Below are 17,071 nucleotides of genomic sequence, written 5' to 3'. Positions count from 1 at the left end.
GGCGCGGATTAGACATTGTCAGTAGAGCCTTGTCCGGTAGGCCTCTTCCATCGCCTTCTCGGCGGCCTCGACTTCAATCGCGGCAGTCTGCTCCGCAATGATTCGGCCGAGCGTGGGGAAACTGTGGCGCTCGACCTGCGCAGCTGGATTCCAAAGCTTCGAGCGCATCAGCGCCTTGCCGCAATGGAAATAGGTTTCCTCGACATGCACCTTGAGGCCGATAGCCGGCGTGACGTTCTGCACCGCCAGCGGGGTCAGCAGGTCCGGCTCCTGCGAGATCTCCGCCCTGCCGTTGATCCGCAGCGTTTCGTTGATACCGGGCACCAGGAAGATCAGGCCGATACCCGGCGAGGCCAGGATGTTGCCGAAGGTGTCGACCCGGTTGTTGCCGCGCCGGTCCGGGATCAGCAGCGTCTTGTCGTCAACGACGCAGACGAAGCCCGGCATGTCGCCGCGCGGGCTGGCGTCGGCATGGCCCTTGCCATCACTGGTAGCAATCACCAGAAACGGCGACAGCGCGATGAAGTCGCGACAGAACTTGTCGATGTGATTGAGAACCTTTTTCTCCGCAAGCGGACTCACTTGCCCGAAATGCGCGCGCAGATCCTCCGCCGATTTGACTGGCGGCTTGCCGCCGGCGCCCTGGCTGTCCATAACGAAGCTCCCGCCTTTCAGATAACGTCGCATCGGGCGTAGCAGCGAAACCCGGTTGGCGGAAGAAGGCTTAGCACGGGATCGCGCGAGCAACCGGCGCACATTGCCACGCCGTGGCGGCGCGAGACCGGATAAGTTCGCTCTGGCCCGCCCTCCAGAAAGCAAAAACCCCTGCGGTCAACGGGATGACCGCAGGGGTTTGCAGGTGGATGGCGTGAGGCCAGCAAGGCTGGGTGTCACTCCAAGGACCCGCCCACTATCAAAGCCAGCGGGACTGGTTCCCGCAAGCACGTCTTTTGAGCAATCACACGCACATGCATACGCGCGCGAAATGCGCGAGAAAAATCGCGCCAGCGCTCGCGCGTTGCAAACGAAGCGCTTAGTCGTTGCGCGCCACCGCTGCCAGCTTGTTGATGTTGTGCAGCAGGATGCGTCCGCGCTGCAGGTCGAGGATGCCGTCCTTGCGCCAGGTCTGGAGCTGACGGTTGACGCTCTCACGGGCGGCGCCGACGAAGACGCCGAGTTGTTCCTGCGAAATGTGCACCTCGGATCCGAAATCCTCCGCCAGCGCGCACAGCCGCCGTGCCAGCCGCACCGGCAGCGGCTGCAGCACCGATTCCTCCATGCGCTCGCTCTGCCAGCGGATGCGCTGGCACAACAATTCGATCAGCCTCACCGCGACCTTCGGCTCGCGCTCGAGGAAGGTGAGGAAATCGTCACGCCGCAGCACGAACAATTCGCTCGCCTCGCCCGCGGTCGCGTCCGCCGTGCGGTCCTGGCCGTCGAGCACCGCGACCTCGCCAAAGAGATCGCCCGGTCCCATGAAGTTCAGCGTCAGCCGGCTGCCGTCGGAGGCACCGGTCTCGATGCGCATCTGGCCGCGGCGGACCCCGTACAGGGCATCACCGGCATCGCCCTTCTGGAACAGCATCTCACCATTCGCGAGCTGCTGGGTATGGCACAGGCCTGAAAGCCGCTGCAGTTCGTCCGCGCCGAGATCCGCGAACATCGGGTTCATCTTCAAAATAACCGCAAATTCGGCCTGTTTGCTCATTCCATTGCCTTCCAAATCGATACCGGCGGTCCCGCTCACGCCGGTTAGCAAAATTCACCCTCATGGGGGTGTGTCGTACGTCACATAAGTTCACTGGAACCGCGGATATTTTTTCAGGCCTTGGAGCCAAGCTTTGGGAGCGAGCTCCCGTTTTGCGGGATAGTCTCGCGCGATCGGCCGGTCCCGTCGGCCACCGAACCGATCTGACGCTGCTTGCCCGGTCTGGAATGACGACATGAGAGCATTGAAATTTGCCGGGGCCGCCGTCGCTGCGGTGGTCGTGATAATCGCGCTGCTCGCGGTGATCGGGATTCCGTCCGGGTTCCTGACCTCCGCGATCGCGCAGCGGGTCGAGCGCGAGACCGGCTACAAGCTCGCGATCAATGGCGGCGCCTCGATCGGGCTTTGGCCGACCGTCAGTGTCACGCTGCGCGACGTCGCGCTGCAGGATCCGAAGGAGCAGGAGATCAACAACCGCTTCAGCGCGAGCAGCATCCAGGCCGAGATAACGCTGTCGAGCCTGTGGTCGGGCCGGCCTGACATCAGCGACCTCGTGATCGTCCGGCCGGTGGTCAATCTGCCGCTGCAGCGCGAGCGGACCCGCGACAACAATCCACCGGCGAAATCCACCGCGTCCGGCGATACGAGCGGCATCACGATCCGGCATGTCAGCGTCACCGGCGGCACCATCGTGTTCGCCAATGTCCGCGATCGCGTGGAGAACCGGATCGAGACGCTCAACGCTGACGTTACCGTCGGCGCCGACCGCAAGATCGTCGTCGCGGGCAATGCGCGCGCCAGCGACAGACCGCTGAAATTCGAAATCCGGGCCACCGCGCCCGCGCCGCCGCTGGAACGGCAGAACGTCCCGACCGAGATCAGCATCGATGCGCCTGGCCTGCTGCCCGGGGCAATCAAGGCAAATACCGAAGTACGGCTGAACGGCACGGTCGTGATGTTCAACGGCGTATCCGGCACGCTCGGCGATGGCGGCTTCACCGGCTGGGCCTCGGTCGACTTCACCAGCAACAAGCCGCTGGTGAAGCTCGATCTCGACTTCCAGCGGATCTCCATCACGGCGACGCCGAGCCAGCCCGGCGCGGCAGATCAGCCCAATGCCTCGTGGAGCAATGCCTCGATTGACGTCAACGGGCTGAACTATGTCGACGCGCAGGCGCGCGTCTCGGCGGCGGAGCTCATGATCGGCGGCGGCCGCTTCGCGCCGGCGGCGATCGACGCAACGCTCAACAGCGGCGTGCTGAAGGGCCGGCTCTCCAACCTCGGCGCCTATGAAGGCAGTGCCAATGGCGACCTCAGCATCGACGCGTCGACCGCCAACCCGGCCTATACGCTGCAGCTCGATCTCAACGGCGTGCGCGCGCTGCCGGTGCTCAAGAGCCTTGCCGAGTTCGACAAGCTTGACGGCCGGATGCAGGCAAGGATCAGCCTGCGCTCGCAAGGCAACAGCGAGCGCGCCATCGTCGCCAATCTGGGCGGCACCGCGTTTGCGGTGTTCCAGGACGGCAAGATCATCGGCCTCAACGTCGCACAGATGATCCGCAATCTTACCGCCAGCACCTTGTCGGGCTGGCAGGAGAGCGAGGCGCAGTCGACCGATCTCAGCCGGCTCTCGGCGTCCTTCAAGATCGACAAGGGCCAGGCCGTCACCACCGATCTCAATCTGGCCGGCCCGTTGGTGAAGATGACCGGGGTCGGCACCATCGACCTCAACACCAGGCAGATCGGGTTCCGCGTCGAGCCGCAGCTCGTGATGACCACCGAAGGCCAGGGGCGGGCCGGCAATCCGGTCGGCTTTGGCATTCCCGTGATGATCGAGGGGCCGTGGGTCGGCCCGCGGATCTATCCGGAAATCCAGGGTATCCTCGACCATCCCGACGCGGCCTATGCCAAGCTCAAGGAGATGGGCAAGGGCCTGTTCGGGCCGAATGGCCAAGGCCTGAGCCAAGGCCTGAGCCAAGGCCTCAGCCAAGGTCTGGGCTAGAGCCATGGCGGCCTGACCAACCTCCTGAACGGCGCGCAGGGCGGAGGTAACGCCGCGCAGCTGGGCGGCGCCACCGGCCAGCCCAGCCTGCCCGGCGGGCAGCAGCTCGGCGATACCATCGGCAATCTGATGCAGCAGGGCCTCTCCACGCTGAACCAGGGAAATACGCCCCATGGCAGCCGTGGCCTGACCCAGCCTGCGCCTGCCGCCTCCACCGCCGAAGAGGCCGCGCCGCCGGCCCCCGCCGACCCGGCACCATCAGACACCGCCCAGAAGCAGGACAATCCGGCGATGAACGAGGTGCTGCGGCAACTCTTCAACCGCTGATCGTCCGACCCTCCCCTTGCAGAATCCGGGCTAGCCATTGCGGGCGGAGGTACCGCCCCGCGCATCCAATTCGTGCTAAACAGAGCCTCATACTGCGGCGCACCCGGTAGATTTGAAGGGGCGGACGAGGCTGAATGAACGAGGTCAAGGACAAGGTCTGGTTCCTGCGCGGGGGCTTGTTCGCCAAATATGTGCTCGCCCTCGTCGGCCTTGTCGTGTTCGTGCTTGCGGTGAACGGCGCGCTCGAGACCTGGATCAGCTATCGCGGCATCAAGAGCACGCTGACGGACGCGATGAGCGAGAAGGCGGACGCCACCGCCAAGCGCATCGAGCAATCGATCTCTGATCTCGAACGCCAGATCTCCTGGGCGACGCGGGCCTATTCGAACACGCTGCCACTGCGCCGCGCCGATTACGCCCAGCTGCTGGCCCAGGTGCCTGCGGTGAGCCAGTTGACCTACGTCAACGGTCAGGGACGCGAGGAGCTGCGGCTGTCGCGCCAGACCGTCACGGTGAACTCCAACGCCGACTTCTCCCGCGATATCAGATTCACCGACGCCATGAGCCTCGGCACCGCCTATGCGCCAGCCTATTTCCGCGACGGGCGGCCGTTTATGTCGATCGACGAACAGCATTCCGGCTTCAATGCCGGCGTCACCGTGGCCGAGATCGACCTGCGCTTCCTTAGCGATTTCCTCGGCGATTCCCAGGTCGGCCGCTTCGCCTTCGCCTATGTGGTCGATCCCAAGGGCCGCGTGCTGGCGAGCTCGTCGAAGGGGCCGGACACGGGCAAGGACCTCTCCGCGCTGCCGCAGGTGGCCGCGTTGCTCGCGCCCCATGGCGCAGGCGTCGCCTCCGGCACCGACAGCGACGGCAACGCGGTGCTGACCACCGCGAGCGCGATGCCCAAGCTCGGCTGGTTCGTGTTCTTCGAGCAGCCGACCGCGCAGGCGCTGTCGCCGATCCGCGACCAGCTGGTGCGCATCGCGCTTCTGATGGCCCTCGGCCTCGTGGTCGCAATCATCGCCGGCACGGTCCTGGCGCGGCGCATGCTGGTGCCGATCACGGCGCTGCGCACTGGCGCGCGGCGCCTCGGCGTCGGCGATTTCGGCCACCGCATCGAAGTGAAGACGGCGGACGAACTGGAAGAGCTTGCCGGCCAGTTCAACAGCATGGCTGGGCAGCTCGCAGAGACCTATTCCGACCTCGAAGCCAAGGTGACCGAACGGACGCGGGATCTGGCGCAATCGATCAACGAGCTGAAGGTGCTGGAGGAGGTCGGCCGCGCGGTGTCGTCCTCGCTCGATCTCAATGCCGTGCTGCCGACCGTTGCCGCCCGCGCGCTCGAGATCACCCATGCCGACGCGGTGCTGATCTACGGCTATGATGCCGATAACAGCAGCTTCAACCTGACGGAATCGATCGGCATCGACCGGCAGGCCGAAGGCAGCCACCGCGCGATCGCGGAGGCCAATAGCCCGCTGGCGGAGGCGGCCACGAAGGGCGAGCCGTTGACATTCCCCGATCTCGAAAGCCTCCCCGACCATCCGCTGCGCGATATCGTGGTCGGCGCCGGCTTCCACTCGGTGCTGGTGGTGCCGCTGGTCGACCAGCAGGGCGTGCTCGGCTCGCTGGTGGTGCTGCGCAAGGCGGCCGGCGATTTTCCCACCAACCTGATCGGCCTGATGAAGACCTTCGCGCACCAATCGGTGCTGGCGATGCGCAATGCGCGGCTGTTCACCGAAGTCGACCACAAGAGCCACGCGCTGGAGCAAGCCCATGGCACGGTGCGCGAGCAGGCCGACAAGCTCAAGCAGCAGACCGAAGAGCTCAAGGACTGGAACAAGTCGCTGGAGGCACGTGTCGAAACGCAGCTCGGCGAGATCGAGCGCATCCGCAAGCTCGAGCGCTTCCTGGCGCCGCAGGTGGCGCAGCTGATCGCTTCCTCCGACAGCCATGAGGGGCTGCTCGCCAGCCACCGCCGCGAGGTGACGGTCGTGTTCTGCGACCTGCGCGGCTTCACCGCTTTCACGGAGGCGACCGAGCCGGAAGAGGCGATGAACGTGCTGCGCGAATATCACGCTGCGCTCGGCAAGCTGATCTTCAAATACGAGGGTACGCTCGACAAATATGCCGGCGACGGCGTGATGATCCTGTTCAACGCACCGATCCAGTTCGAGGACCACACCGCGCGCGCGGTGAAGATGACGGTGGAGATGCGCGACACCATTGGGCCGCTGACCGAGCGCTGGCGCAACCGCGGCCACAATCTCGGCTTCGGCATCGGCATTGCGCTCGGCTATGCCACGCTCGGCCAGGTCGGCTTCGAGCAGCGGCTGGAATATGCCGCGATCGGCAGCGTCACCAACCTCGCCTCCCGCCTGTGCGGCGAGGCCAAGGCCAACCAGATCGTGGTGAGCCGCCGCGTCTACGGCATGGTCGAGCCGTTCGTCGAGGGACGGCCGATCGACGACCTGATCGTGAAGGGTTTCAATCACCCGATCCTCGCCGCCGAGATCCTGAGCTGGAAGGGCGAGCCGGCGGCGGAGGCGGCCGCGGCGGAGTAGTTCCGCCCTCTCCTATCGTGCAAATGTCGGGAAAAACCTCATAGGCGCGACACTCCCCGGCAGGGAACCCGCCCCGGCCCGTATCTTGTCTTCTCGGGGAAAGTGTGTATATTACCGGCATTCGATTAGCCGTTGCGCCTTGTTGAATGGTCCAAGCGGCCCTTTTCCAAAGAACATCGTCAATTGAATTGGTGATGCGCAGATTTGCGCTGACATGCGCATATGCGCTTTTGGAGAAGAGAAGATGCCGACAGGTACTGTGAAGTGGTTCAATGGCCAGAAGGGTTTTGGTTTCATCCAGCCCAACGACGGCGGTAGCGATGTTTTCGTTCATATCAGCGCCGTTGAGCGTGCCGGTCTGACCGGTCTCGCTGAAGGTCAGAAGGTCTCCTTCGAGCTGAAGACCGACAAGATGCGTGGCAAGACCAGCGCCGAGAATCTCTCGCTGGCCTAAGTCCTAGCCTGGGCATGGTCCGCGCAAACGCCTAGCGTTTGTCGCGCTATGCTCGAGCCCGAGCGTCATTCCACGGATGTACTGGAATGACCACGCGGCCCGCTCGATCTAACGGATTGGGCGGGCTTTGGCGCGTCTATTGTTGTTTGACGCGTTTTCTCAACGCGAACCGGTCTCCACTTCGCTCGAAAACGCTCTGGAAAGCAGGATAACGATGGCCACCAGGAAGCAAGTCGACCCCTCGCCCGAGAGCCTCGCCCGAGCCCACCGCCAGCGGCTTGCGGCCGAGGAAGGCGTCCGCGCGATCGCCGACGTCGAGCGCCAGGCCAACGCCGTGCGCAAGAACATGGACCGCCTGCGCGCGCTGCGCCAAGCCAAGGAGGCCGACGACGCCCGCGAGCTCGCGGAAAACCCGCCCCCGCCCGCCAAGCCGAAAGCCGCCAAGCGCGTGAAGAAAGTCGCACAGTAAGGCTGCATTCCCCTTCGTCCGAACGCAATCAGTTACCCGTCATCCTGAGGCGCGAGCCCTTGCGAGCCTCGAAGGATGCGCGGCCCCGCTGGTGGCCGTCGACCCTTCGAGACGCGCGCAAGAGCGCACTCCTCCAGCGACGACGGCAAAGCCGTTGCGCGGGGGTGACGGTGAAATAGCGGGCGCGCTGGGAACACGCCCAACCGCCATTGCCCTGATTCAATTGTCAAACAGCCGAAGCAAGATGCACATTCGCGATCTCGCGACGCGGATGGCGTCCGAGTTGTGCGATCATGTCACCCTCTTCAATGAGAGGGCGCGAGGAAGGCCAGGCGCCGATTGCACCCGCGGGTCCCGTGCAACAAAAAGCACGGGAGTAGGACCACAGGTTCAACCGGAAACATCCGGCCTTCCCCGCGCAATGGTTTGACGGCTTACTTCGTGCTCTTCCCGGCGAGACCAGGCTTGCTTGTCACCGCCCCCGCAAAGACGCTTTCGCGCGCTTAGCAAGGAGGCACCGGCCACTGGGGTGCCAGAACCACACGACTTCGCCGTACGCAAGCAAGCGCACTCGTCTCGCGCGCCGCTCGCGTCCACCGCATCCCGCCGCACGTTCGTGACCATCGCGATACGCCCCTCTTGCCGGGCGGGATGGGGGATTTGTACGAGTGAGTTGGGGGAGGCGTCAAGCGAAATTCTGTAAAGCGGAAGATCGCTGAAATGGATTGGAAGCGCATAATTCAGGTCGACGTTGGCTGTGACGCGGAGACGGTTCGACTCTGTCGGCTCCGCCTTCCGGAAGGCTACATGCGGTGTGATTAGCGCCCTCTGTGACCGAGCGCACGGTAGCGCGACCCGCGTCGATCCTTGATGCAGCGATGGCTCGTCGCCTAGCTCCGTGGTCGACCATCTGCTAGTCAAGAACCGCCTATTTCAGGAACGCCCCGCCGATGATGCCACGTATCCCGTGCTCCTCCGCCCTCGCCGCAACAGCGCTGCTCCTGCTTGCCGCCCAGCCCTCCCTGGCCGCCGGCGACACCGAGGCCACGCCGAAAGGCGCGGCGGTCACCGTGCTGAAGGCCTCGAAATTCTGCTTCAGCAATATCGTCGAGGTCTCCGGCCTCGTGCTGCCGCGCGACGAGCAGCAAATTCGGCCGGAAAAGCCCGGGCTGAAAGTCTCGGAGGTGATGGTCGATCCCGGTGACAGCGTCGCCGCGGGGCAGCTGCTGGCGCGGCTGACCGATAGCAGCAATTCGATCAACGTGACGGCGCCGGTGGCGGGCACCATCTCGGCCTCGACGGCGATCGTGGGCGCGCCGGCCTCGGCCAAGGGCGAGGCGCTGTTCTCGATCATCGCCAAGAGCGAATACGACCTGGTCGGCATGGTGCCGACCCGCGACATCGCCAAGCTGCAACCCAACCAGACGGCGCAGATCAGGATATCGGGCGCCGGCGACGTCGACGGGCGGGTGCGGCTGATCGCGCCGACGGTGGAGCCGAACAGCCAGCTCGGCCAAGTGTTCATCCGCATCACCACCAACCGGCGGCTGCTGGTCAATTCGAGCGGCCGTGCGCAGATCAAGATCGGGCAGAGCTGCGGCGTCGCGGTGCCGCTGACCGCGATCCTCTATTCCACCGCCGGCACCGTGGTGCAGGTGGTGCGCCGCGACCGCGTCGAGACGCGGCGGGTCGAGACCGGGCTGATGTCGGCCGGACAGGTCGAGATCCGCGACGGCATCCAGGAGGGCGAGATCGTGGTCGCCCGCGCCGGCGCGCTGCTGCGCGAGGGCGATCCGGTGCGGCCGGTGACGGGCACGGCGGACGCGAAGTAGGCGGGCGCTGTGAAGGCCGTCATGCATGCAGCGGAGCAAGCGGTACCCCTCTCCCCAACCCTCCCCCGCAAGGAGGGAGGGAGCCGATCCGCCCGTGCCTGCCTCATGCGGGTTGCCGATTGCAACGTGAAAGCATCGCCGCCCGATGCGAGGTGAGGTGAGCACACTGGTCCGGTTCCCTCCCCCCTTGCGGGGGAGGGTTAGGGAGAGGGGTTCTCTCCATGCGGCGTGCGGTTCGAAACGATGATTTTTGCGATGGATGCGCGGGTCAAGCTCGCGCATGACGAACGGAAGCTCAGCCGCCGAGCTTGATGTCTTCCAGCAGCGACGACGACACCTGCGGCACCTGCTCGCCTTCGCTGGCGCGGGAGATCGCGACGCGGGTCTTGTTGAAGGCGGTTTCGGCGCCGGCCTGGGCGTTGAGGTTGGTCAAGAGCTCCGAGACCAGCACGCTGTTCGCCGAATTCGAATCGTCGGCGACCTTGCCCGCGGTGGCCGAAGTCAGCACCAGCGTGTTCTCCGGCGGGCTGATCGGGGCCAGCCCATGGGAGAACGAGCGGAAGCGGCGCTCATAGGGGTTGCGCCTGGAAGCATCGAGCACGACGAGCTTGGCTTTGGCGCCCTGGTCCTTCATCACGTCGAGCACGGACTCGACGCTGACGCCTGAACGTTTGACGTCCGACTCTTTCCAGATCGTGGCGTCGACCGGGATCATGAAGCTCTCACGGCCGACCTGCACGCCGTAGCCGCCGAAGAACAGCATCACGACGGTGTCGGGGCGGATCTTGGCCTTCATCCGCTCGACCGCGCGGACCATGTCGTCGCGGGTCGCATCCTCGACGACGTCGACGTCGAAACCATTGTGGCGCAGCGCGGCCGACAGGTTGCGGGCGTCGTTGATCGGCTGGGCCAGCGGCGCCGCAGCGTCCGGGTAATGGCCGTTGCCGATGATCAGCGCAACGCGGGCGGCGCCGGCCGCAATCGAGCCGGTCTGTTCGGTGGCAACAGCCTTGGCGGCGTCGAGCGAACGCTTGTTGAGCGCGGCATGGGCGCCGATCGCCAGCGATACCGTGCCGGTCAATGCCACCGCGACGGCGATGGTGCGGCGGGAAATGCGAAGCTGCCTAAGGTCCATAGCGTTCCTGGTCCCAATCTTCATCCCCGGGGCGATCAAACAGTCGCGCCAGTCAGTCGCGTCAAACACGGTCGGGGCTTTATGGGTTGAGTTGATGTGTGCCGGTGAATTGAACTCAATTTGCGGCGCTGCAACAAACAAACCCTTAACCCGGCCGGGCGCGCGGAGCAACCCGGTTTGGCGCATGACGCCGCCCGGCAGAGACCCTTGACGGGGTTAACACCCCGTTATGTGACCTCAATCACATTTGTATTTCCCAAGGATTTATGTAGCTTTCCAAAGGCTTGTGGGTCGAGGGAGGGCCCGCCGGAAACGCCGCCGGGGGCGGCGGCGTTAACCGGTTCCAGCGCAAAGAGATTCTCCAGGGTTAAGGAGATTTATGGGTTTTCACGGAATCGCCGGGGCGGTGTGCCGGGCCCTGACCGTCAGGAAGGACGGCCCGTCGCTGTACGACGTCTGCGATCCCGTGCTGCTGAATTATCGCGGCGGCGACGCCCATCTCGGAAAATTCTATCGGACCGCGCTTCGCAACCCGGCGCTGCGCCCGCTGCTGCGCCGCACCGGCCTGCCGGCGCTCAGGGATCCCGACCGCCTCGGTGCCTTGCGCGCGGCGCTGCTCGCCGCCCGCGACGACGCGGCGCCGGACTGGGCTGCGATCGGCGCTCCGGTGGCCGAGCTGATGAACGATCTGAATGTGCGCCACCCGGCCCCGCCGGCAGCAGCCGCGCCGGTGCGCACCCCCGCCATCGCCGAGATCGACAGAGTGATCCGGGCAACCGGGGCCCATTTGCTGCGCTCGTTCGGCAAGAATGGCTTCATCCCGACCTACGCCGCGTTCAATTTGCTCGGCGATCCCGATGTCGGCGGGCGCGAGATGCTGATGGCGCTCACCGGCCTGAACGCGCGCGGCTACAAGAACTCGACGCTGCTGTTCGGCCTCGCCCGCATCTTCATCGCGCATTCCCCGGCGCGCGCGCTGGTCAACCCGCCGTGGCGGGGGGTAGCCGAGCCGATGTGGGAGCCGGTGCAGATCCGCCATCGCTCGGCCTATTACGATGCGTTCTTCATCGAAGCGCTGCTCGGCTTCGTCGAGAGCGGGCTCGCGTCATCGAATGAAACCGGCGCGGCGCGGCGGACGATATCCGAGATGGTCGAGTTCTGCCTGAAGACCAGCGCCGAGGAGGTGCCGTCGCATGACGGATCGACCATCCGGGTGGTCACTGCGCTGGCGCCGGGGCCGCATCCGCGCTTCTCGCGCTTCTTCGCCCAGATCAAGCAGGATCTCGGCTTCGGCATCTACGTGCCCGACGTCGACACCGTGGTCAGCGCATTCTCGGCGGCGACGCAGGCCGGATCCGATGATCCGATGCTGGCGCAGCCGCTGCTCGACTTCCTCCGCGGCTACCAGGTTCGATCCGGCGCCAACGAGCCTGTTGTCACCGTGCCGCTCAACGATCACGTCGACTATGAGGGCGGCGTCGTCACCTGGATCGACAATCTCAACGGCGACCGGCCCTATGGCAATGACCTCGACCCGACGCTGAACCTCGACATCCTCGAGGTCTCGTTCCGCAACCTCAAGCGCTGGAAGGTCCTCGAGACGCCGCGGCGGCTGGAGACCGTGCATCGCATCATCGCCTTCCAGAAGCGGCTGGTCGAAAGCGGCGCGTTCAAAAATCCGCGCTCGCATATCTATTATCTGCCCGAGCTCTATTCGGCCTATTTCGGCCGCTGCTACGCCGCCTTTGTCGCGTTGCCGCTGGCAGCCCAACGCATCATCGATCCCGACAATATCTTCGCGCTGATGAGAGCGCGCGTGCTCGGCTATGTCACGACCGAGCTGATCACCCACGAGATGAATCCGTTCGACGCCGCGCTGGCGCTGATGGCGCTGGCGCACCTGAACGCCGAGGTGTCGACCTTCACGCCGGCGCTGCACTGCATCGTGCAAAGCTTCGGCGAAGGCCGTCGCCGCGCGCCCTACAAGGCCTATGAGTGGAACAAGATGAAGACGCCGACGCGCATCCTGGTCGGCGGGCCGGAGGTGACGTCGGCCTTCGTGCTGATGGGCCTGGCGCTGGCGAGGAAGCGGATGATGGCCGCGTAGGATGAGTGGAGCGAAGCGATACCCATCGACGCACGGGGATAGATGATGGGTTTCGCTTCGCTCTACCCATCCTACGACTGGTGAATGACGCGAAGCACGGCCGCCCAATTGCCCGCACAATCCGTAGGCATTAATGTTGGGCACTAATATTAGGCACTGATATCAGACCGTTAAACCCTCGCCGGGATTGCCGATGCTCAAGACGCTGCTCACTGCTGGCCTGCTGTTGTCGCTGCCGACGCTGGCATTGGCGGCCGACATCACCGGCGTACCGAAGATCCGCGACGGCGACCAGGTCGTGATCGGCTCGACCCGCATCCGGCTCGGCGGCATCGACGCGCCGTCGACCGATCAGCTTTGCCTCAACACCAAGGGCGAGCGCTGGACCTGCGGGGTTGCGGCGCGCGAAGAGCTGGTGAAGCACGCCGGCAACAAGAGCTGGACCTGCCACGCCCGTTCGGTCGATCGCCGCGGCCGCACCATCGCGCGCTGCGAGGTCGATGGCGAGGACATCCAGAAATGGATGGTGAGCAACGGCTGGGCGCTCGCCTTTACCCGCCTCTCGCACGACTACGAACCCGACGAGAAAGTCGCGCGCGAGGCCAAGGCCGGGATGTGGCAGGGCGCCTTCATCGCGCCGTGGGACTGGCGCGTACGCAACAAGAAGACGCCGGTGCTCGGCTCGGTGAAGCCGCCGGAGGGCGCCCACGCGATCCTGCAGGCATCGGCCTCCGGTCCGGTCGCGCCCTCGCCCGACTGCACCATCAAGGGCAACGTCAACCGCTCCGGTGAATGCATCTATCACCAGCCGACCAGCCGCTGGTATGCCCGGATCGAAATGAAGATCTCCAAGGGCACGCGCTGGTTCTGCTCGGTCGAGGAAGCCGAAGCCGCCGGCTGCCGCGAGACGCGACGCTGAGCCTGATCGGATGAGCTTGAACCGGAGCCGCGTCGGCAGTGCGCCCCCTCTACCGCTTGCGGGGGAGGTGAGGGGCTGCGGACCGTGACCGACATCGAGGTCAATCTGCGGGTGGCGCGCCGGCGCGATCGCATCAGGCGCGTCGAACTGCTGCTGCTGCTCGTGCTGATGACGTACCTGCTTGCGGCCTATCTGGTGCTGCCCGCGATCTGGAGGCACTACGAGCACCAGAAGGGGCTCGCCGAGCTCCCCATGGTGACGCGCACGGCGGCAGGCATTCCCGGCGACCCGATGAATGTCGGCCTGATCGGCGATGCAAAGGACCTGATCTGCGCGATGCACGAGGCCGGCTGGTACCCGGCCGATCCGGTGACGCTGCGATCCTCGATCGCGATCGTCGGCAGCGTGCTGCTCGACCGTCCCTACAAGGATGCACCCGTCAGCAATCTGTTCTATCTCGGCCGGCGCGAGGACCTCGCCTTCGAAAAGCCGGTCGGATCGAGCGCCGACCGCCGCAACCATGTGCGCTACTGGAAGGTGCTCGATTCCGGCGAGGAAAAGCGCCCGGTGTGGCTCGGCGCCGCGACACTCGACCGCAGCGTCGGCATCAGCCGCTACACCGGCGCCGTGACCCATCACATCGCGGCCGATCTCGACACCGAGCGCGCGCTGCTCGCGGGCGATCTGGAATCGGCCGGCATGGTGACCGCGAAATATCAGGTGACCGGCGTCGGCCCGACGCTGGCGGGGCGCAATGGCGGCGGCGATCCTTATTTCACCGACGGCGAAATCTGGGTGCTACGGCTGGTCGAGGCCTGCGCGAGGCATGACGGCGCGGTCGAGCAGATCCCGAGTCCGGCTGCGACCGAATTCAAGGACCAAATGTGGCACGGCGTGGTCGAGGCGATCGGCAAATAAGGCAACCGCGTCCTGCGTTTTTGAGGCTCTGGATTGCTTCGCCATGCTCGCAATCGCGGGCCTGATCGCGTATCTTCCGGCCTTGACCCCTCACACGCTCGATTCCGCGTTTTACCCATAAGGAACAAGAAGATGACCGTTCGCGCGGGCCGGGAATTTCTGGCCATCCCCGGACCCACCACGATCCCTGATCGGGTGCTGCAGGCAATGCATCGCCCGGCGCTCGACATCTACTCCAGCGAGTTGGTGGAATTGACCGAGAGCCTGCTGCGCGATCTGTCAAAGCTGTTCGCCACCAAGGGCAAATCCTACATCTACATCGCCAACGGCCACGGCGCCTGGGAGGCGACGCTGTCCAACGTGCTGTCGCGCGGCGACAAGGTGCTGGTGCTGGAGAGCGGCCGTTTCGCGATGGGCTGGGGCCAGGCCGCTGCCGCGATGGGCGCGGATGTCGAGATCTTGAAGGGCGACTGGCGCCGCGCGATCCGCCCCGCCGAGGTCGAGGAACGGCTGCGGCGCGACAAGGAGCACACCATCAAGGCGATCCTCGCCGTGCAGGTCGACACCGCCTCGGGCGTCTATAACGACATCGAGGCGATCGGTAAGGCGATCAAGGCCGCAGGCCATCCCGCGCTGTTCATGGTCGACACCGTGGCCTCGCTCGGCTGCACACCGTTCGAGATGGACAAATGGTACATCGACGTCGCGATGTCTGGCTCGCAGAAGGGCCTGATGACCCCGCCCGGCCTCAGTTTCGCCGCCGCCAGTGACCGCGCCTGGGAAGCGCACAAGAAGGCCAATTTGCGCACGCCGTATTGGGACTGGACCGAGCGCGAGGGCGGCGAGCACTACCGCAAATATGCCGGCACGGCGCCGGTGCATTTGCTGTTCGCGCTGCGCGAGGCCATCAACATGATCCAGGCCGAAGGGCTGGAAAATGCCTTCGAACGTCACCGGCTGCTCGGTGAAGCCGTGCGCCGCGCGGTCGCGGTCTGGGCCGAGGGTCAGGTGCTGGGCTTCAACATCGCCGAACCCGCTGAGCGCTCCAACACGGTGACGACCGTGACCGTGAAGGGCGCCGACCCCGCCGCGATCCAGCACTACGCGAACGAGAAATGCGGCGTCGTGCTCGGCACCGGCATCGGCGATCTGCAAGGCCAGGCCTTCCGCATCGCGCATATGGGCCACGTCAACGCACCGATGGTGCTCGGCACGCTCGGCGTCATCGAGGTCGCGCTGAATGCGCTGAAGATCCCGCACGGCAAGGGCGGCACCGACGCCGCGGTGCAGTGGCTGGGTGAGAATGTGAAGGCGTAGGAGCGTCCTAACCGCACATTCTATCTCCGTCATTGCGAGCGAAGCGAAGCAATCCATGCCACCGCATATGCACAGCGATGGATTGCTTCGTCGCTATCGCTCCTCGCAATGACGAGACCACATTCAGAATGACGGATTACACGCGTACGACGCATTGCTGAGACGCGAACACTTTCCGCCGTCACCATTTTCCGCTTTACTGCCGGCAACAGCCGGGCACTGATCCCTGCGACAATGTGAGATGGAGGGATCGCTTGGCGTCGGTGGAACTGCGTGGCCTGGTCAAGCGCTTCGGATCGTTTGTCGCAGTCGATGATGTCTCGTTGACGATCGATCATGGGCAGCTCGTCTGCTTGCTCGGGCCCTCCGGATGCGGCAAGACCACGACACTGCGGCTGATCGCCGGCTTCCTCGAGCCCTCCGGCGGCGAGATCCGCGTCGGCGATCGCACGGTCTCCTCGCAGGCGCACACGCTGCCGCCCGAGCGGCGTAACATGTCGATGATCTTCCAGAGCTACGCGCTATGGCCGCACATGACGGTGGCCGAGAACATCGTCTACGGCCTGCGCTTGCGCAAAATGGATCGCGACACCATCGCCAAGAAACTCGCCGCGATCCTTGCGACGACCAAGCTCGAACCACTGGCGCAGCGCTATCCCGGCGAGCTCTCCGGCGGCCAGCAGCAGCGCGTCGCGCTGGCGCGCGCGCTGATCATCGGCCCCGAAACGCTGCTGCTCGACGAGCCGCTGTCCAATCTCGATGCCAATTTGCGCGAGGAGATGCGCTTCGAGATCCGCCGGCTGCACGATGAATATCGCTACACCACGGTTTACGTCACCCACGATCAGTCGGAGGCGATGACTACCGCCGACCTCATCGCGGTCATGAACGCCGGCAAGATCGATCAGCTCGGCAGCCCTGAGGATATCTATGCACGGCCGGAATCCGAATTCGTCGCGCGCTTCATCGGCGCGGCGAACGTAATCAAGGGCACCGCGCGTGACGAAAATCATGTCGCCTTCGCCGGCGCGACGCTGCAGGTGGTCGGCGCGAAGCTCGCGGCCGGCGAGACCGCTCCGGTCGCGATCCGGCAACATGACATCCAGCTCTCGACACGAGAGCCCTCCTCCCAACAGAACACGCTGAAGGCCACCGTGACACGTCAGGTCTATCTCGGCATGTTCAGAGACTACATGGTGGAGACGCAGGACGGCACGTCATTGCGCGTGACCACGCCGACGGAGACCGCAGTCGACAAGGGCAGCGAGGTCTGGCTGACACTACCGCCGGAGCGCTGCCGGGCGCTCAGCCGATAA

At 65.1% G+C, this 17,071-nt stretch carries 14 protein-coding genes; 11 read left to right on the top strand and 3 right to left on the bottom strand.

The window, feature by feature from the left end:
- Positions 1-18: 18 nt before the first annotated feature.
- Together ACP2YO_RS02810 and ACP2YO_RS02805 are read right to left on the bottom strand one after the other, a co-directional pair.
- Positions 19-654 carry a pyridoxamine 5'-phosphate oxidase family protein gene (locus ACP2YO_RS02810; RefSeq protein ID WP_426438854.1) on the bottom strand — a complete coding sequence of 212 codons (636 nt, stop codon included), beginning with the start codon at positions 652-654 and terminating at the stop codon, positions 19-21.
- A 379-nt stretch (positions 655-1,033) separates the two neighbouring features.
- The gene (locus ACP2YO_RS02805; protein ID WP_426438852.1) at positions 1,034-1,708 is read right to left on the bottom strand and encodes a Crp/Fnr family transcriptional regulator; all 675 of its coding nucleotides are present in this window, start codon (positions 1,706-1,708) and stop codon (positions 1,034-1,036) included.
- A gap of 235 nt (positions 1,709-1,943) precedes the next feature.
- Here ACP2YO_RS02805 and ACP2YO_RS02800 point away from each other — a divergent pair, with 235 nt between their 5' ends.
- From ACP2YO_RS02800 to ACP2YO_RS02775, 6 genes are all read left to right on the top strand, one after another.
- Positions 1,944-3,710, top strand: a complete 1,767-nt coding sequence (locus tag ACP2YO_RS02800; protein WP_426438850.1) for an AsmA family protein — start codon at positions 1,944-1,946, stop codon at positions 3,708-3,710.
- A 129-nt stretch (positions 3,711-3,839) separates the two neighbouring features.
- Entirely contained in the window at positions 3,840-4,037 is a 198-nt protein-coding gene (locus tag ACP2YO_RS02795) for a hypothetical protein (RefSeq protein ID WP_426438848.1), read from the top strand.
- 134 nt (positions 4,038-4,171) lie between these two features.
- The gene (locus tag ACP2YO_RS02790; protein WP_426438846.1) at positions 4,172-6,604 is read left to right on the top strand and encodes an adenylate/guanylate cyclase domain-containing protein; all 2,433 of its coding nucleotides are present in this window, start codon (positions 4,172-4,174) and stop codon (positions 6,602-6,604) included.
- A gap of 244 nt (positions 6,605-6,848) precedes the next feature.
- Positions 6,849-7,058: a cold-shock protein gene (locus tag ACP2YO_RS02785; protein WP_426438844.1), complete on the top strand. Its 210-nt coding sequence runs from the start codon at positions 6,849-6,851 to the stop codon at positions 7,056-7,058.
- 142 nt (positions 7,059-7,200) lie between these two features.
- Positions 7,201-7,527: a hypothetical protein gene (locus ACP2YO_RS02780; RefSeq protein ID WP_426438842.1), complete on the top strand. Its 327-nt coding sequence runs from the start codon at positions 7,201-7,203 to the stop codon at positions 7,525-7,527.
- Between the two features lie 950 nt (positions 7,528-8,477).
- Positions 8,478-9,359 carry an efflux RND transporter periplasmic adaptor subunit gene (locus ACP2YO_RS02775; protein WP_426438840.1) on the top strand — a complete coding sequence of 294 codons (882 nt, stop codon included), beginning with the start codon at positions 8,478-8,480 and terminating at the stop codon, positions 9,357-9,359.
- Positions 9,360-9,654: 295 nt separating this feature from the next.
- Here the strand turns inward: ACP2YO_RS02775 and ACP2YO_RS02770 are convergent, their stop codons facing one another.
- Positions 9,655-10,494: a caspase family protein gene (locus tag ACP2YO_RS02770; protein WP_426438838.1), complete on the bottom strand. Its 840-nt coding sequence runs from the start codon at positions 10,492-10,494 to the stop codon at positions 9,655-9,657.
- Positions 10,495-10,873: 379 nt separating this feature from the next.
- Here ACP2YO_RS02770 and ACP2YO_RS02765 point away from each other — a divergent pair, with 379 nt between their 5' ends.
- The 5 genes from ACP2YO_RS02765 (at position 10,874) to ACP2YO_RS02745 (ending at position 17,071) form a co-directional block, all read left to right on the top strand.
- Entirely contained in the window at positions 10,874-12,601 is a 1,728-nt protein-coding gene (locus tag ACP2YO_RS02765; protein WP_426438836.1) for a hypothetical protein, read from the top strand.
- Positions 12,602-12,794: 193 nt separating this feature from the next.
- Positions 12,795-13,520, top strand: coding sequence for a thermonuclease family protein (locus ACP2YO_RS02760; protein ID WP_426438834.1), 726 nt, complete (start codon positions 12,795-12,797; stop codon positions 13,518-13,520).
- A gap of 84 nt (positions 13,521-13,604) precedes the next feature.
- Positions 13,605-14,438, top strand: coding sequence for an LssY C-terminal domain-containing protein (locus ACP2YO_RS02755; RefSeq protein ID WP_426438832.1), 834 nt, complete (start codon positions 13,605-13,607; stop codon positions 14,436-14,438).
- A gap of 132 nt (positions 14,439-14,570) precedes the next feature.
- On the top strand, positions 14,571-15,755 hold the full coding sequence (locus tag ACP2YO_RS02750) for a pyridoxal-phosphate-dependent aminotransferase family protein (RefSeq protein WP_426438830.1): 1,185 nt from the start codon (positions 14,571-14,573) through the stop codon (positions 15,753-15,755).
- A gap of 263 nt (positions 15,756-16,018) precedes the next feature.
- Complete coding sequence (locus tag ACP2YO_RS02745; protein WP_426443522.1) at positions 16,019-17,071, top strand: ABC transporter ATP-binding protein; 1,053 nt, start codon at positions 16,019-16,021, stop codon at positions 17,069-17,071.

Source organism: Bradyrhizobium genosp. P (assembly GCF_049949265.1).
Lineage (GTDB): Bacteria > Pseudomonadota > Alphaproteobacteria > Rhizobiales > Xanthobacteraceae > Bradyrhizobium.
The sequence above is the reverse complement of the archived record's forward strand: the minus strand, read 5'-3'. Positions and strand labels throughout refer to the sequence as shown.

Coding starts and splice junctions, on each gene's coding strand:
- ACP2YO_RS02810 (WP_426438854.1), bottom strand. CDS start 654: ATGGACAGCCAGGGCGCCGGCGGCAAGCCGCCAGTCAAATCGGCGGAG.
- ACP2YO_RS02805 (WP_426438852.1), bottom strand. CDS start 1,708: ATGAGCAAACAGGCCGAATTTGCGGTTATTTTGAAGATGAACCCGATG.
- ACP2YO_RS02800 (WP_426438850.1), top strand. CDS start 1,944: ATGAGAGCATTGAAATTTGCCGGGGCCGCCGTCGCTGCGGTGGTCGTG.
- ACP2YO_RS02795 (WP_426438848.1), top strand. CDS start 3,840: ATGCAGCAGGGCCTCTCCACGCTGAACCAGGGAAATACGCCCCATGGC.
- ACP2YO_RS02790 (WP_426438846.1), top strand. CDS start 4,172: ATGAACGAGGTCAAGGACAAGGTCTGGTTCCTGCGCGGGGGCTTGTTC.
- ACP2YO_RS02785 (WP_426438844.1), top strand. CDS start 6,849: ATGCCGACAGGTACTGTGAAGTGGTTCAATGGCCAGAAGGGTTTTGGT.
- ACP2YO_RS02775 (WP_426438840.1), top strand. CDS start 8,478: ATGATGCCACGTATCCCGTGCTCCTCCGCCCTCGCCGCAACAGCGCTG.
- ACP2YO_RS02770 (WP_426438838.1), bottom strand. CDS start 10,494: ATGGACCTTAGGCAGCTTCGCATTTCCCGCCGCACCATCGCCGTCGCG.
- ACP2YO_RS02765 (WP_426438836.1), top strand. CDS start 10,874: ATGGGTTTTCACGGAATCGCCGGGGCGGTGTGCCGGGCCCTGACCGTC.
- ACP2YO_RS02760 (WP_426438834.1), top strand. CDS start 12,795: ATGCTCAAGACGCTGCTCACTGCTGGCCTGCTGTTGTCGCTGCCGACG.
- ACP2YO_RS02750 (WP_426438830.1), top strand. CDS start 14,571: ATGACCGTTCGCGCGGGCCGGGAATTTCTGGCCATCCCCGGACCCACC.